This window comes from Haloparvum alkalitolerans, assembly GCF_055381565.1.
In genome coordinates this window covers 710059-722466 of the sequence record NZ_AP043938.1, presented here as the reverse complement: position 1 = coordinate 722466, position 12408 = coordinate 710059, and the positions used below count along the sequence as shown (strand labels likewise).

Below are 12408 nucleotides of genomic sequence, written 5' to 3'. Positions count from 1 at the left end.
GGTTATGGGGACGGCTCCCGTATCCCGGCCATGGCCCCCGACTGGACCCGCCGCGACACGCTCGCCGCCGCCGGCGCCGCGGTCGCCTGTAACGTCCTCGGTGCGCTCGGCGTTCCCTTCACGACGCCCGACGCCGCCTGGTTCCGCGCGCTCGACCTCCCGGTCTTCTACCCGCCGAACTGGGCCTTCGGCGTCGTCTGGCCGATACTGTACGCGCTGCTCGGGATCGGCGCCTACCTCGTCTACCGCGAGGGGCGATCGCGGGACGCGAGCGCGGCCGGGATCGGTGGGGGCGGCGGACTTCTCCCGACCGACCGCGACGCCCGCCTCGCGCTGGGGCTGTTCGCGGTCCAACTGGCCGTCAACGTCGCGTGGTCGCCGGTCTTTTGGGGGCTGCGGCGCCTCGACCTCGGGCTCGCGGTGCTGGTCCTCCTGATCGGACTCGTCGGCGCCACGGTCGCGGCCTTCGCCCGCGTCGACCGCCGGGCCGCCGCCCTGCTGGTCCCCTACCTCGCGTGGGTCTGCTTCGCGACCGTGCTGAACGCAGCGATCCTGTTCGGGAACTAACGCTGCGCGGCTCGGTCGCCCGCCTCAGTCCGCGTTCACGTCGCCGGTGGTCCGGTCCCGGGACGCCGCCACGCGGTCGGCGTGGCTCCGCAGGTCCTCGGCGACCGCTCGGGCCTGCTCGGGCGTCAGCCGGAGCACGTCCGCGTGGTGGCGGAGATCCTCGACGCCGGCGAGGTCGGTCCCGTCGAGTTCGACGCGCAACTCGACGTGGTCCGGGTCTCGACGATCCGCGGTCGCGTCGAGGACGCCGAGCGCCTCGGCGGACCAGTCGGCGCCGACTGCCTCGCCCTCGACCAGATCGAGCGTCGTGTATCCGGTGACGCGAGAGATCCGGTCGGGCATCAGTCGTCGCTCCGGAGCGGCGTGTCGTCCGGCGCGGTCGGTGCGGGGCTGTCCTCGATCGCGTCCTCCTCCGCGTAGGGGTACCAGGTCCGCTTGGTGTTGTGCATGAAGGGGTCCTCGTAGGAGGTCTCCGCGGGTTCGATCAGGTCGGCGAGCGCCTCGCCGTCGCGGGCGGCGACGAACTCGCGGAACGACTCCGTGCCCTCGCGGCGCTCCGCGTACGCCTCGATCAGGCTCGCGATGGCGCCCGGCACCTCGTCGACCGGCACGCGCTGGACGACCCACCGCGCGAACGTGGGGTCCTCCCCCAGCCCGCCGCCGAGTCCGATATCGAGCGCCTCCACCGGCTCGCCGTCCTTCCGGGTCTTCATGCCGCGAAGCGCCACGTCCGCGATCTGCGGCTGCGCGCAGGAGGCGGTGCAGCCGGAGAGGTGGATGTGGAAATCCTCCACGTCGTCGGGGAGGTCGACGTTCGCGCGGAGCCAGCGCGCGAACCGAACCTGTCGGTTCTTCGTCTCCACGATGGACAGCGAGCAGAACTCCGTCCCGGTGCAGGCGATGGAGCCGCGCTGGAAGGGGTGCGGGTCCGGGCTGTACCGGTCGAGCACCGGCTCGTCCCGCAGGGCGGAGAGCGCGTCGTCGGGCACGTCGGTGAGGATCACGTTCTGCCGCTGCGTGAGCCGCACCTCGCCGGAGCCGTGTGTCTCCGCAGCGTCCGCGAGCGCGAGCGCGTCGTCGACGCCGATGCGCCCGACGAGCACGTTGAGCCCGACGTAGTTGTCGCCGTCCGCCTGCGCGTGGACGCCGACGTGGTCGGCGTGGCCGCGGTCGGGTTCCGCACGCCCGCGGTCGTCGGTCCCCGCCCCGCCCGCGTTGTACGAGTAGCTCTCTCGGAGGTCCTCGCCGGCCGGCGCGAGGTCGCCGTCGACGTACTCCTCGACGAGCACGCGGCGGAACTTCTCGATCCCCCACTCGTCGACGAGGAACTTCACGCGGGCGCTGTAGCGGTCCTCGCGGTCGCCGTGGTCGCGGAACAGCGCGCTGACCGCGCCCGCGACCTCGACCGCCTCCGAGGGGGTGACGAAGACTTCCAAGTCCTTCGCGAACCGGGGCTCGTTGCGCGCCAGCCCGCCGCCGACGCGGAGGTTGTACCCGCGGACGGTCACCCCGTCGCGCTCCGCCTCCGCGGGCTCGAACGCGAGGTCGTTGATGTCGCCCTGGCCGCAGCCCTCGCGGCAGCCCGTCACGCTCACCTTCCACTTGCGCGGGAGGTTCGCGTGCGCGTCGTCGCCCTTGAACGCGTCGTGGAGGTCCGTCGCCAGCCCGAGCGCGTCGACGAACTCCGCCTCGTCCTTCCCCGCGACCGGACACCCGACGATGTTCCGCCACGAGTCGCCGCAGGCCTGCTGCGTGGAGAGCCCGGCCTTCTCGAGGCGCTCGAAGACGTCGGGCACGTCCTCGAGGTTGATCCAGTGGAGCTGGATCGCCTGTCGGGTGGTCACGTCGAGGTAGCCGTTTCCGAACTCGGGGTTCTCGACCGGCCCGGTCGCGAACTCGCGGGCGATCTCCGCGACCGCGCGGAACTGCCCCGGCTCCAGCACGCCGTTCGGCGGCCCGATACGGAGCATGAAGTACGACTCCTGGCCGGAGCGCTGGTGGTACAGGCCGTACCACTTGAAGCGCTCGAACCACGCGTCGCGCTCGTCGTCGGGGATCGAGTCGAACCCCGCCTCGGCGAAGCGCTCGATGTGCTCGCGGATCTCCTCGCCGTACACGTCCTCCTTCCATCGCTCGACGTCGGTCGGCATGGATCCCCGGTGTGCCCGTCGGGAGAAAAGGGGGGACCGCCGCGTCAACCATTCGCGCGACCGCGGACGGGACCCGAGGGGGTCACCGTCGCGAGATGGCGGAGATTTTTGCCTATTCAGCGGAGAAAGCACTTATGACGTCCCGCGCTTCCGCCGCGTATGCCCTCCGATCACCCCCGGCGTCGCCTCCTCGCGGCGGTCGGCGCTGTCGCGGTCGGTTCCGCGGGCTGTCTCGGGGCGCCCCCCGCCTCCGACGGGACGGAATCGCCGACAGCGACGCGCACGGAGACGCCCACTCCCACCCCCACTCCGAACCCCCCCGTCGGCGACGAGGAGGCGACCGAGCGCGCCCTCGCCGCGGAGGAGGCGTACCTGCAGGACCGCCTGTCCGCGGCCGACTGTCTGGAGAACTGGGGAACGACCCCGACGACCGCGAGCAGGGAGGCGGCGGTCGTCGCCCGTACCGACGAGCACGTCCGCGTGGAGCTCCAGCACCCTTACTGGTACTCCACGGCCAGCGCGGAGGCCGACAGCGCGAGCGAAGCCGTTTACGAGGTCACCGCCGACGACGAGCGTCGCGTCGAGGGGGACGAGATCCAGCCCTGTTAGCCGTCGCCATACGGGACCGAGATCGCACACCAGGGTGGGGGATCGACGGTCCGAGAACCCCCACCCGGAGCGAGCACGCTGCACTCACGGCGGGAGTCGCGCCCGATCCCTGAAAAGCGTCCGGACGAACGCGGTGCTGTGGCGGTGCTGCGGTGCTGCGATGCTGTGGCGGTGCTGCGATGCTGTGGCGGTGCTGCGATGCTGTGGCGGTGCTGCGATGCTGTGGCGGTGCTGCGATGCTGTGGCGGTGCTGTGGCGGTGCTGTGGCGGTGCTGTGGCGGTGCTGCGGTGCGGTTGCGGTGGGTGGGGCTTTCCGGGTGGTGCTGTCCAGCACGGCAGTATCGACAGTAGTCACAAAAACACCACCCCGGGACGGGGACCCGACAAAAACTCCGCGCGATGCCGAGTATCGCCATCACTCGACACGTGCCGGACGCTCCGCCACGGCGAACCCGTCCTCATCGACGTGACCCACGCGCACCCACCCGACGCGGCCGGAGGCGCCGCAGTCCAGACACCGTCCCACGGTCCGCGCTTCCACGATCCCGTCTTCGCGGCGAGCCTTCTCGAAGGCCTCCACGAGCACGTCGGAGCGGTCACAGTCACAGCAGGCGGCGTCGAGGCGCCAGACATCGGCGACGCCGACCGCGCGGTCGCCGCCGACCGAGATCCACGCGCCGTCGTCGAAGACGCGGACGGAGGTGTCCATGCCCGTTCCTCACCCCGCGGACGCCTCATCCCGGCGACGGTCGCAACCGTTGCCGGCGTGTCGGACGGGGTGACAGTCACGGACGCGGACAAGTATCGACGCTATCGGCGAGCGGCGTCCGAGTTTGTCGCCGCCGGCCGCCTTCTTGGGGGCCGCGGCGGTAGGCCCGGACATGACCGACGAGGGACGCGGCGTGCGCGAACACGCCTCTGCCGACGTGGCGCCGGAGCTGTACGCGACCGACGGCGGGGCCGAAAGCGACGCGGACGCCGCTGGCGAGGAGGACTCCGGCGACGACGAGCATCTTGACGGCCTTCCGGAGGGCGCCGGTTGCACGGAGATCTGGGAGCACCTCTCGGAGCGCCGCGAGGAGTAGCGGTCACTGAGCGGCGCGCAGAAGCGACCGCCGGAATGATGCGCGGAAGACCGGTTCGCGCGAGCGTCTACTCCAGGTCTAGCAGCCCCGCGATCTCGTCGAGGTAGTCGCGGTAGATCCTGATGGCGGACTCGACCGGCTCCGGCTGGGCCATGTCAATGCCGGCCTCGCGGACCACTTCGAGGGGGTAGTCGGAGCCGCCCGCTTCCAGCATCGCGCGGTAGTCCGCGGCCGCCTCGTCCCCCTCGTCGAGGATGCGGTCGACGATGGCCGCGGCGGCGGCGATGCCCGTCGAGTACTGGTAGACGTAGAAGTTGTAGTAGAAGTGCGGGATGCGCTCCCACTCGCGCTCGATGCCGCCGGTGAGCTCGACGGGGGCGTAGTAGCGCCCCTTCAGGTCGCCGTAGATCTCGTCGAAGGCGTCGGGCGTGAGCGCGCCGTCGTCCTCGACGACCTCGTGGATCTCCTGTTCGAAGGCGGCGAACATCGTCTGGCGGAACAGCGTCGAGCGGAAGCGCTCGAGGTACTCGTCGAGGACGTGCGTGCGGAGTTCGTCGTCCTCCAGGGTCTCGAGGAGGTGGTGGGTCAGCAGCGTCTCGTTGACGGTGGAGGCGATCTCCGCGACGAAGATCTCGTAGCTGGCGTCGTGCCACGGCTGCGCGTCGCCGGCCAGTTCCGAGTGCATCGAGTGGCCGAGCTCGTGCGCGAGCGTGAACATCGACGCGATGTCGTCCTGGTAGTTCATCAGGATGAACGGCTGCGTGTCGTAGGTGCCAGAGGAGAAGGCGCCGGAGCGCTTGCCGCGGTTCTCGAAGACGTCGACCCACCGGCTGTCGAGCCCCTCGCGCATGCGCTCCTGGTACGCCTCGCCGAGCGGCGCGACCGCCTCGATCACCCACTCGCGGGCCTGCTCGTACTCCACGTCCGGTCCCTCCTCGCCGGTGAGGGACATGTAGAGGTCGTGGCTCTCCAGCTGGTCGACGCCGAGCGCCTGCTCCTTCAACTCGGCGTGGCGGTGGAGGGCGTCGAGGTTGTCGTCGACGGTGTCGACGAGGTTGTCGTAGACGTCCGTCGGGACGTTGGTGCCGTCGAGGGCGGCCTCGCGGGCGGTCTCGTAGCCGCGGATCTCCGCGTTCGTGACGTGGCTCCGGACCGCCTTCTCAAGCGAGGTGCCGACCGTGTTGCGCACGCCGGCCCACTCCTCGTAGAACGTCTCGTGGACGCGCTTGCGGAACTCGCGGTCCGGCTTCGTCTGGAGCTTCGTGAAGTTCGCCTGCGTGATCTCCACCTCCTCGCCCTCGGGGTCCTCGACGACGCCGTACGTGAGGTCCGCGTTCGTCAGCATCGAGTAGATCTCCGAGGGCGCGTCGGTCACCTCCGAGAGGTCCGCGAGCACCTCCTCGACCTCCGCGGAGCGCGTGTGCGGCTTCATCCGGAGCACGTCGTCGAAGTAGTGCTCGTAGGTCTCCAGTCCCGGCTCCGCGTCGATCATCGCCTCGACCTCCTCGCGGGAGAGCGACTGGAGCTCCGGCTCGACGAAGGAGGTGGCGCTCGACGCCTCGGAGCTTAGCGACGACCCCTTGGCGGACATCGCCTGATACTCCTGATTCCGGGTGTCCTCCGAGCTACGGAGCCGGGCGTACGTCGTCACCTGCGCGACCTCGCGCAGGATCTCCTCGCGGAGCTCGAGGAACTCCAGCAGCGTCGCCGCGTCCTCGGTCACGCGCCCCTCGTAGGCCCGCAGCTCCTCGACGCGCTCCGAGACCGCCTCGTAGGCCGCCTCCCACGCCTCGTCGCTCTCGTAGATGCTCTCCAGATCCCACTGGTACGCCGCGTCGATCTCCGATCGTTCGGGGACACCACTCATGATTCGCGCGACGGTGTGGGTCGGTGTAAACCTTGCCAAACCGTGAGCCGGAAAGGCTCGTAGGGGTCTTCGGCCGCCTCAGGGACGGTGGGTCACTCGCCGCCTCAGGGCTCCACGGTTCGCCGCACCCAGCCGGTCGCTCCGGAGGGGAACGCGTCGGACTCCTCGGCGGGCTGGACGGTGCCGTCCGGCTCGACCGCCCGCGCGACGACCTCGTGTGGCTCGTCGGCCTCGTACTCGTGACGCCACATCCGCCACGCGTCGGCCGCGACCCCCTCAACCCGTGCCTCGCCGTCCGCCGGGGCCGCCCCCGGGAGCCGGTCCGAGAGCGTCGCGTCGGTCCACGTCTCGCCGCCGTCGGTCGACACCTCGACGCGGTCGACGCCGCGGGTCCCCGCGTAGGCGTGCCCGCCGACGAGGACCGTCCCGTCCCCGCGCGGCTCGACCGCGTGGATCTTCGCGACGGTCTCCACCGGTCCCGTCCCGTGCCAGCCGCGCTCCTCCCAGTAGCCGGTGACTTCCTCGTCGCGGACCTCGATCCCCGTCACCCACTTGACGTTGATCTCGCCCCAGTGGCCCGGGATCAGGAGTCGCACGGGGTGGCCGTGCCCGCGGGGCAGCAGCTCGCCGTTCATGCGCCACGCGAGGAAGCCGCGCTCCAGCGCGGCCCGCGGGAACCCCTGGTAGTAGCCGTCGTGGGCCTCGATCCGGACGCAGCATTCCTCGGGCGCGTCGGCCTCCGCCAGCAGGTCCGCGACCGGGATCCCCGTCCACAGCGCGGTGTCCATCGTCCGACCGTTCAACTCGTCGCTGACGCAGCGCAGGGTGACGAACCGGTGCTCTCCCTCGCGGTCGGTGAGTTCGTCGTAGTCGACCGCGAACTCGGTCGGCCCGCCGGAGACGGTCAGCTCCCACGCCTCGCGGTCGACGACCGGCGTCGACGTGTTGATGTCGACCTGATAGAAACCGTCGGAGACGAGCGGGTCGATGCCCGGAACGCCGAGCGAGCGCTCGTCGGCGGCCTCCAGCAGTGCGAGGACCCCTTCGTCCTCGACCGTCTCGTCCGGCAGGTCCGCGGCCCGCGGAGCGACCAGCCAGCCGATCCCCGCTGCGGCTCCCGCCGCACCGACCGCCCGCAGGACGGCGCGGCGGTCGGGCACCGTGCGAGCGTCCGGGTCCGTCACCGCCCGCCCGGCGACCGCGAGCGTGACGCCGCCCGCCGCCCCCGCGGCCAGCGCCGCGAGGGGACGGACCGTGAGCGCGAAGGCGGCAACGGTCTGGACGAGAAACGCACCGAAGAGGGCGTCCGCTCGACTCCGGTTCAGCTGTCCGGCGAGGCGTACGACGCCGGCCACGAGCGCCGCGAACAGCGCCACCGTCCCGACTGCGGCCGCGACCGCGAGCAGGGGGCGCCCGTACTCGCCGAGCGTCAGGATCCCCCACGTCACCAGCGCGTCCGGAAGCAGGTACAGAAGCGTCGATGCGACCGCCGTCACGAGAAACGCCGGACCGTCGCCCGCGACGACGAACGATCCCGCGACGGCCGCCGCTCCGGAGGCGCCGAATGCGAGCGCGAGCACCGCGGCACGGCGGGCGAGCGACTCCGCGGGCGCGGAGAGTCGGTCCATAACCGACGTTAGAGACGGAGCGTGTTAAGAACCCGCACGGATCCCGGATCGGCGCCGGACGTGGTCGCCACGCCGGGAGTTAATAGCCGGCGGCCCGAACGGTCGGGCATGGCGAGCGATCCGACGGATTCAACGGCCGAGTCGGCGGCGGATGGCGCGGCCGCATCCGACTCGGCGGCGGGCGATGCGACGGCCGACGCCTGCGCCGTCGAGACGCCGCGCGGCCGTCCCTGCCCGGTCTGTGGCGCGTCGATGCGGCACCGCCACTGCAAGTACGTCTGTCCGGAACACGGCGTCGTCTACGACTGCAGCGACACCTTCTACTGACCCGCGAACGTTTCGAACTCCCGAGTCGTTCGGCGGTGGTCCGCGCTCCCGACCGGTATCCCAACGCCCGCTCGGACGAACAATTATGTCCCCACGTGCCGTACTAACGACCGACATGAACCTCCGCACGCTCGCCCGCGAGACTCGTCCGGCGGGGACAGGATGGTAGCCGACGACCGGGTCGCTCGCGGGAAGCGGATCCAGCAGCGCACGGGCAAGACGTTCCACGTCGCCACCCGGCTGCTCCCCGAGCGAACCCGCCATCCGACGTATGTCCTGTACGGCTTCTTCCGGGTCGCCGACGAGGTGGTCGACGCCGCGGACACGGCGCCGCCCGACGAGCAGCGCGCGGAGTTGGAGCGCATCCGCCGTGTCGCGCTCGGCGAGGAGCCGGCCGGCGACGGTCCGCAGGAGGACGTGCTGGCGGCCTTCTCCGATCTCCGCGAGGACCACGGCATCGCCCCCTCGGACGTGGACGTCTTTATCGACGCGATGGCGGCCGACATCGACCGCTCGCGCTACGAGACGTACGCGGACCTGGAGGCGTACATGGACGGCTCCGCGGCCGCGGTCGGCCGGATGATGACCGCCGTGATGGACGTCGCTAAGCCCGAGAAGGCGCTCCCGCACGCGACCAAGCTCGGCGAGGCGTTCCAGCTCACGAACTTCCTGCGCGACGTGGGCGAGGACGTGCGCGAGCGCGACCGTGTCTACCTCCCCGTCGAGACGCTGGAGCGCCACGACGCCTCGGTCGAGCAGATTCTCGACCTGGAGTTCGACGACCGCGTTGCGGCCGCGATGCGCGACCTGCTGGACCGGACGGAGGACCTCTACGCCGAGGGCGTCGCGGGCATCCGGTACCTCCCCGACGACTGCCAGCTCGCCGTGCTGTTGGCGGCGGTGCTGTACGCGGACCACCACCGGCTGATCCGGGGCCTGAACTACGACACGCTGTCGACGACGCCGTCGCTGTCGACGACGCGCAAGTTCCGGCTGCTCGCGCGGACGCGGTGGCTCTGGCAGTGGAACGACGACCCCGAGGCGGTGTTCCGTGCGGTCTCGGACGGCTTCGACTCGGCGCCCGCCAGCGGGCCGCTGGAGAACCACCGGCTCGGTAACTGTCGGCTCGTCTCCTACCTGACGCGATAGCCGCCTGCGAGCGGAAAAAAGAACGCCGGCTCAGCCGCCGGCTCAGAGGATGCCGGCGCGCTCGGCGCGGGCCACGATGCCGCGCGCCATCTTGTCGGTCGCCTCGTCGACCATCTCGCCGTCGACGGAGACGGCGCCCTTCCCGGCCTCCTTCGCCTCGGCGTACGCCTCGACGATGCGCCGGGCCTTCTCGGCCTCCGCGGGGTCGGGCGCGAACGTCTCGTTGGCGGGCTCGATCTGCGAGGGGTGGATCGCCCACTTGCCGTCACAGCCGAGTTGGCTCGCCCACCGACAGGAGTCGCGGAACCCCTCGGTGTCCTCGATCTCCGCGTAGGGGCCGTCGATCACCTGTAGCCCCTCCGCCTTCGCGGCGTGGGCGATGCGCGCGAGCTGGTAGTGCCAGTAGTGGCCGGGGTAGCCGCCCCCCGAGCCGATGGTGAGCCCGGCCGCGCCGACGCTCGCGGTGTAGTCGCCGGGACCGAAGACGAGCGACTCCAGCCGGTCGCTCGCCCCGGCGATCGCCCCGACTTTCGTCATCGCCTCGGCGGACTCGATCTGCGCCTGCAGGCCGATCCCGCCGACCGGGAGGTCGTTGTTCCGCTCGACCTGCGTCAGCAGGTTGTCCACGGTGGCGACCGTCTCCGGGTTGTTCGCCATCGGCACCATGATCGTGTCGAGGAACTCGCCGGCCCGTCCCACGACCTCGATCACGTCGTCGTAGAACCACCGCGTGTCGACGCCGTTCATCCGGTAGCAGGGCCGGGTGTCGGACCAGTCGTACTCGATCAGGCCCTCGATGACGTTCTCGCGGGCGTCGACCTTCTCGCGGGGCGCGACGGAGTCCTCGAGGTCGAGGAACGCCTCGTCGGCGCCGGAGTCGGGCGCGCGCTCGATCATCTGCGGGTCCGAGCCGGGGGTGGCGAGCTGGCTCCGACGGAGCGTGACGGACTCGGAGTTCGGGTCGGCCGCCTCGGCGGCGTCCGCGGTCGTCGGTTCCGCGTCCGCCATCAGTCGTCACTCCCCGCCGAGCCGTCCGCGGTGATCGGGTCGCTCTCCTCCTCGCTGAAGCCGGCGGACTCCTCCTGTCTGCGCCGGGCCTCGGGGTCGAACTCGGCCTCGGTCTCCTGATAGTGCGGGACGAACGAGAGCTCGTGGTGGCTCTCCGTCTCGTGGCCGAGGTAGCGCTCCTCGAGGTCGAACTGCGCCTCCTCGGCGTTCTCCGCGATGTTCGAGAGGTCCTCGTAGACGCTGTGGGCGCCCGAGTGGAGCCCGTACAGCGTGATGAAGATGTAGCTGTAGCCCAGATCGCCCAGCTCCTGGAACGTGAGCGGGTCCTCCTCCTCGCTCCACGCGAACGAGGAGGAGTAGTTGAACGCGAGGTCCAGGTCGGGGTGCGTCTCGCCGATCTCCTCGGCGTACCGCACCGCGTCCTCGCGGGAGGGGTCGGGCATCTCCGGCCAGACCATGTCGACGCCGGCGTCGGCGTAGATCCGGCCGCGCTCGAGGTGCTCCTCCCAGTCGCCATTCGCGGAGCCGTACGCGTCGGTGCGCGCGATGACGACCGTGTCCTCGCTCTGTCTGGCGTCGACCGCGGCCTCGAACCGGGAGCGCGCCTCCTCGCGGGAGACGATCTGCTTGCCCGCGATGTGGCCGCACCGCTTCGGCGAGGTCTGGTCCTCGATGTGGACCGCGGCGACGCCCGCCTTCTCGTACTCGCGGACGGCGCGGCGGACGTTGTGGATCCCGCCGTAGCCGGTGTCACAGTCGGCGATGACGGGGAGGTTCGTCGCCTCGACCATGCGCTTGGCGTTCTCGACCATCTCGGTCATGGTGACCATCTCCAGGTCGGGGAAGCCGAACTGCCCCAGCACGGTGGAGTAGCCGCTCATGTAGGCGGCGTCGAGGTCCGCCATCTCCGCGAGCCGCGCGTCGAGCGCGTGGTAGATGCCGGGCGCGAACACGTAGTCCTGCTCGTCCAGCAGCCGGCGGAACTCGCGGCCGGCCGGGTTGTCCACGTCGCGAGTGAAGACGTCGTCGTCGAGTTCTGAGGGGTGCATCAGTTCGAGTTCTCCTGCAGGTACTCCTCGATCCGGTCCAGACGGCGGTTGACGGCGGACAGCTCGCGCTGGAGCGTGGCTATCGTGGGCTGGGGCCGCGTCGTCGGGCCGTTCAGCATCGGGACCAGCGGCGCGTCCGTCTCGGGGTCGGGACGCTGCCCAGAAGCGGTCGTCTCGGTCGCGGTCTCCGCGGTCGTCGGATCGGTCGGCGTGCGGTTCGTCGCTCGGGTCGTCGTGGGCGTCGTGTCGGTGTCGTCAGTTCGGGGCATCTGGATACGTGGGTGGTTGTGGTGGTCGTCTGCCGGTGCGGTCGGTCGGCCGTGCGCCGTGGCGATGTACGCCGGATGCGGATACTGGTACGCTCATGCGACACCGGGAGAGACCGGGAGGAGGGTGATAAAGTTAATGAACAATAATGATATTATTCGTTAATCGGTTTTAGGACGGCAAGCCGCCTTAAATGAGGTGCGGTAACATGGAACAATATCTGCCCGAATCGAGTGTCGAAATCCAGTGTCCGTCCACCGACGACACCAGCCGCCGCTTCCGATCTCGTTCTGTCGTGGATCCTGCTGCTCTGGTTAGCAACACCAAGAAAGCCCCAGCCGGCTCGACCGGCCGCGAGCGCTACTTCTTGTGCGTGAAGATGAGCGCCTGCCCGTCATCGGTGCCGACGCAGAAGTCGAGCTGCTGGGAGAGGTTGAGGCTCGTCGGGTTCTCCTTGCAGACCACGAGGTCGTCGAACGGCTCCTCGCAGGCCGGGCACGCGACCGCGACCGTGTTCTGGTAGGTCTTTATCGTCCGGTTCTCCTCGCGCGGGGTCAAAGACGACACCAGTTCGTCGAGGTCCACCTCGTCCATGGGCCTCGTTGCGAGCGGACCCGCTTAAAGCCGGGCGTCCAGCGAAACTACAGCATCTCGGGGGGAAGATTCCTCGAAAGCAAAGCAGTGGCTTCACGAAGAGCGTCG

The 12408-nt window shown here is 70.3% G+C and carries 14 protein-coding genes; 5 read left to right on the top strand and 9 right to left on the bottom strand.

The genetic code is table 11. From position 1 onward, the window contains the following. The first annotated feature begins 30 nt into the window (after positions 1-30). Positions 31-567 carry a TspO/MBR family protein gene (locus ACZ432_RS06045; RefSeq protein WP_426964598.1) on the top strand — a complete coding sequence of 179 codons (537 nt, stop codon included), beginning with the start codon at positions 31-33 and terminating at the stop codon, positions 565-567. Positions 568-591: 24 nt separating this feature from the next. Here the strand turns inward: ACZ432_RS06045 and ACZ432_RS06040 are convergent, their stop codons facing one another. Further along, positions 592-909 (bottom strand): DUF6360 family protein, encoded by a 318-nt coding sequence (locus tag ACZ432_RS06040; protein ID WP_426964597.1) that lies wholly within the window; start codon positions 907-909, stop codon positions 592-594. Next, complete coding sequence (locus ACZ432_RS06035; protein ID WP_426964596.1) at positions 909-2717, bottom strand: nitrite/sulfite reductase; 1809 nt, start codon at positions 2715-2717, stop codon at positions 909-911. The genes ACZ432_RS06040 and ACZ432_RS06035 overlap by 1 nt, the downstream gene beginning before the upstream one ends. A gap of 159 nt (positions 2718-2876) precedes the next feature. On the opposite strand from ACZ432_RS06035, the gene ACZ432_RS06030 reads away from it, so the two are divergent. Beyond that, complete coding sequence (locus ACZ432_RS06030; protein WP_426964595.1) at positions 2877-3326, top strand: hypothetical protein; 450 nt, start codon at positions 2877-2879, stop codon at positions 3324-3326. Between the two features lie 415 nt (positions 3327-3741). Here the strand turns inward: ACZ432_RS06030 and ACZ432_RS06025 are convergent, their stop codons facing one another. Beyond that, entirely contained in the window at positions 3742-4035 is a 294-nt protein-coding gene (locus ACZ432_RS06025) for a hypothetical protein (protein ID WP_426964594.1), read from the bottom strand. Between the two features lie 172 nt (positions 4036-4207). On the opposite strand from ACZ432_RS06025, the gene ACZ432_RS06020 reads away from it, so the two are divergent. Then, positions 4208-4411 (top strand): hypothetical protein, encoded by a 204-nt coding sequence (locus ACZ432_RS06020; RefSeq protein WP_426964593.1) that lies wholly within the window; start codon positions 4208-4210, stop codon positions 4409-4411. Positions 4412-4478: 67 nt separating this feature from the next. Here ACZ432_RS06020 and pepF read toward each other — a convergent pair whose 3' ends face one another. Further along, positions 4479-6278 carry an oligoendopeptidase F gene (pepF, locus tag ACZ432_RS06015; protein ID WP_426964592.1) on the bottom strand — a complete coding sequence of 600 codons (1800 nt, stop codon included), beginning with the start codon at positions 6276-6278 and terminating at the stop codon, positions 4479-4481. A 104-nt stretch (positions 6279-6382) separates the two neighbouring features. Next, positions 6383-7906 (bottom strand): molybdopterin-dependent oxidoreductase, encoded by a 1524-nt coding sequence (locus ACZ432_RS06010; RefSeq protein WP_426964591.1) that lies wholly within the window; start codon positions 7904-7906, stop codon positions 6383-6385. Between the two features lie 108 nt (positions 7907-8014). On the opposite strand from ACZ432_RS06010, the gene ACZ432_RS06005 reads away from it, so the two are divergent. Next, a complete protein-coding gene (locus ACZ432_RS06005) occupies positions 8015-8233 on the top strand; it encodes an HVO_2523 family zinc finger protein (RefSeq protein ID WP_426964590.1) in 219 nt (72 codons plus the stop codon). A 162-nt stretch (positions 8234-8395) separates the two neighbouring features. Beyond that, positions 8396-9382 carry a phytoene/squalene synthase family protein gene (locus tag ACZ432_RS06000; protein WP_426964589.1) on the top strand — a complete coding sequence of 329 codons (987 nt, stop codon included), beginning with the start codon at positions 8396-8398 and terminating at the stop codon, positions 9380-9382. Between the two features lie 42 nt (positions 9383-9424). Here the strand turns inward: ACZ432_RS06000 and ACZ432_RS05995 are convergent, their stop codons facing one another. From ACZ432_RS05995 to ACZ432_RS05980, 4 genes are all read right to left on the bottom strand, one after another. Then, positions 9425-10390 (bottom strand): HpcH/HpaI aldolase/citrate lyase family protein, encoded by a 966-nt coding sequence (locus ACZ432_RS05995; protein WP_426964588.1) that lies wholly within the window; start codon positions 10388-10390, stop codon positions 9425-9427. After that, positions 10390-11439, bottom strand: a complete 1050-nt coding sequence (aceA, locus tag ACZ432_RS05990; protein ID WP_058366183.1) for an isocitrate lyase — start codon at positions 11437-11439, stop codon at positions 10390-10392. The genes ACZ432_RS05995 and aceA overlap by 1 nt, the downstream gene beginning before the upstream one ends. Beyond that, positions 11439-11708 (bottom strand): hypothetical protein, encoded by a 270-nt coding sequence (locus tag ACZ432_RS05985; RefSeq protein WP_426964587.1) that lies wholly within the window; start codon positions 11706-11708, stop codon positions 11439-11441. The genes aceA and ACZ432_RS05985 overlap by 1 nt, the downstream gene beginning before the upstream one ends. Before the next feature lie 358 nt (positions 11709-12066). Further along, positions 12067-12300, bottom strand: coding sequence for a DUF7385 family protein (locus ACZ432_RS05980; RefSeq protein WP_426964586.1), 234 nt, complete (start codon positions 12298-12300; stop codon positions 12067-12069). Positions 12301-12408 lie beyond the last annotated feature (108 nt).

Bases quoted from the DNA above. Each gene is read 5' to 3' on its own strand.
- ACZ432_RS06045 (WP_426964598.1), top strand. From the start codon at position 31: ATGGCCCCCGACTGGACCCGCCGCGACACGCTCGCCGCCGCCGGCGCC.
- ACZ432_RS05980 (WP_426964586.1), bottom strand. From the start codon at position 12,300: ATGGACGAGGTGGACCTCGACGAACTGGTGTCGTCTTTGACCCCGCGC.
- ACZ432_RS05985 (WP_426964587.1), bottom strand. From the start codon at position 11,708: ATGCCCCGAACTGACGACACCGACACGACGCCCACGACGACCCGAGCG.
- ACZ432_RS06010 (WP_426964591.1), bottom strand. From the start codon at position 7,906: ATGGACCGACTCTCCGCGCCCGCGGAGTCGCTCGCCCGCCGTGCCGCG.
- ACZ432_RS05995 (WP_426964588.1), bottom strand. From the start codon at position 10,390: ATGGCGGACGCGGAACCGACGACCGCGGACGCCGCCGAGGCGGCCGAC.
- ACZ432_RS06035 (WP_426964596.1), bottom strand. From the start codon at position 2,717: ATGCCGACCGACGTCGAGCGATGGAAGGAGGACGTGTACGGCGAGGAG.
- ACZ432_RS06020 (WP_426964593.1), top strand. From the start codon at position 4,208: ATGACCGACGAGGGACGCGGCGTGCGCGAACACGCCTCTGCCGACGTG.
- ACZ432_RS06040 (WP_426964597.1), bottom strand. From the start codon at position 909: ATGCCCGACCGGATCTCTCGCGTCACCGGATACACGACGCTCGATCTG.
- ACZ432_RS06000 (WP_426964589.1), top strand. From the start codon at position 8,396: ATGGTAGCCGACGACCGGGTCGCTCGCGGGAAGCGGATCCAGCAGCGC.
- aceA (WP_058366183.1), bottom strand. From the start codon at position 11,439: ATGCACCCCTCAGAACTCGACGACGACGTCTTCACTCGCGACGTGGAC.
- ACZ432_RS06025 (WP_426964594.1), bottom strand. From the start codon at position 4,035: ATGGACACCTCCGTCCGCGTCTTCGACGACGGCGCGTGGATCTCGGTC.
- ACZ432_RS06005 (WP_426964590.1), top strand. From the start codon at position 8,015: ATGGCGAGCGATCCGACGGATTCAACGGCCGAGTCGGCGGCGGATGGC.
- pepF (WP_426964592.1), bottom strand. From the start codon at position 6,278: ATGAGTGGTGTCCCCGAACGATCGGAGATCGACGCGGCGTACCAGTGG.
- ACZ432_RS06030 (WP_426964595.1), top strand. From the start codon at position 2,877: ATGCCCTCCGATCACCCCCGGCGTCGCCTCCTCGCGGCGGTCGGCGCT.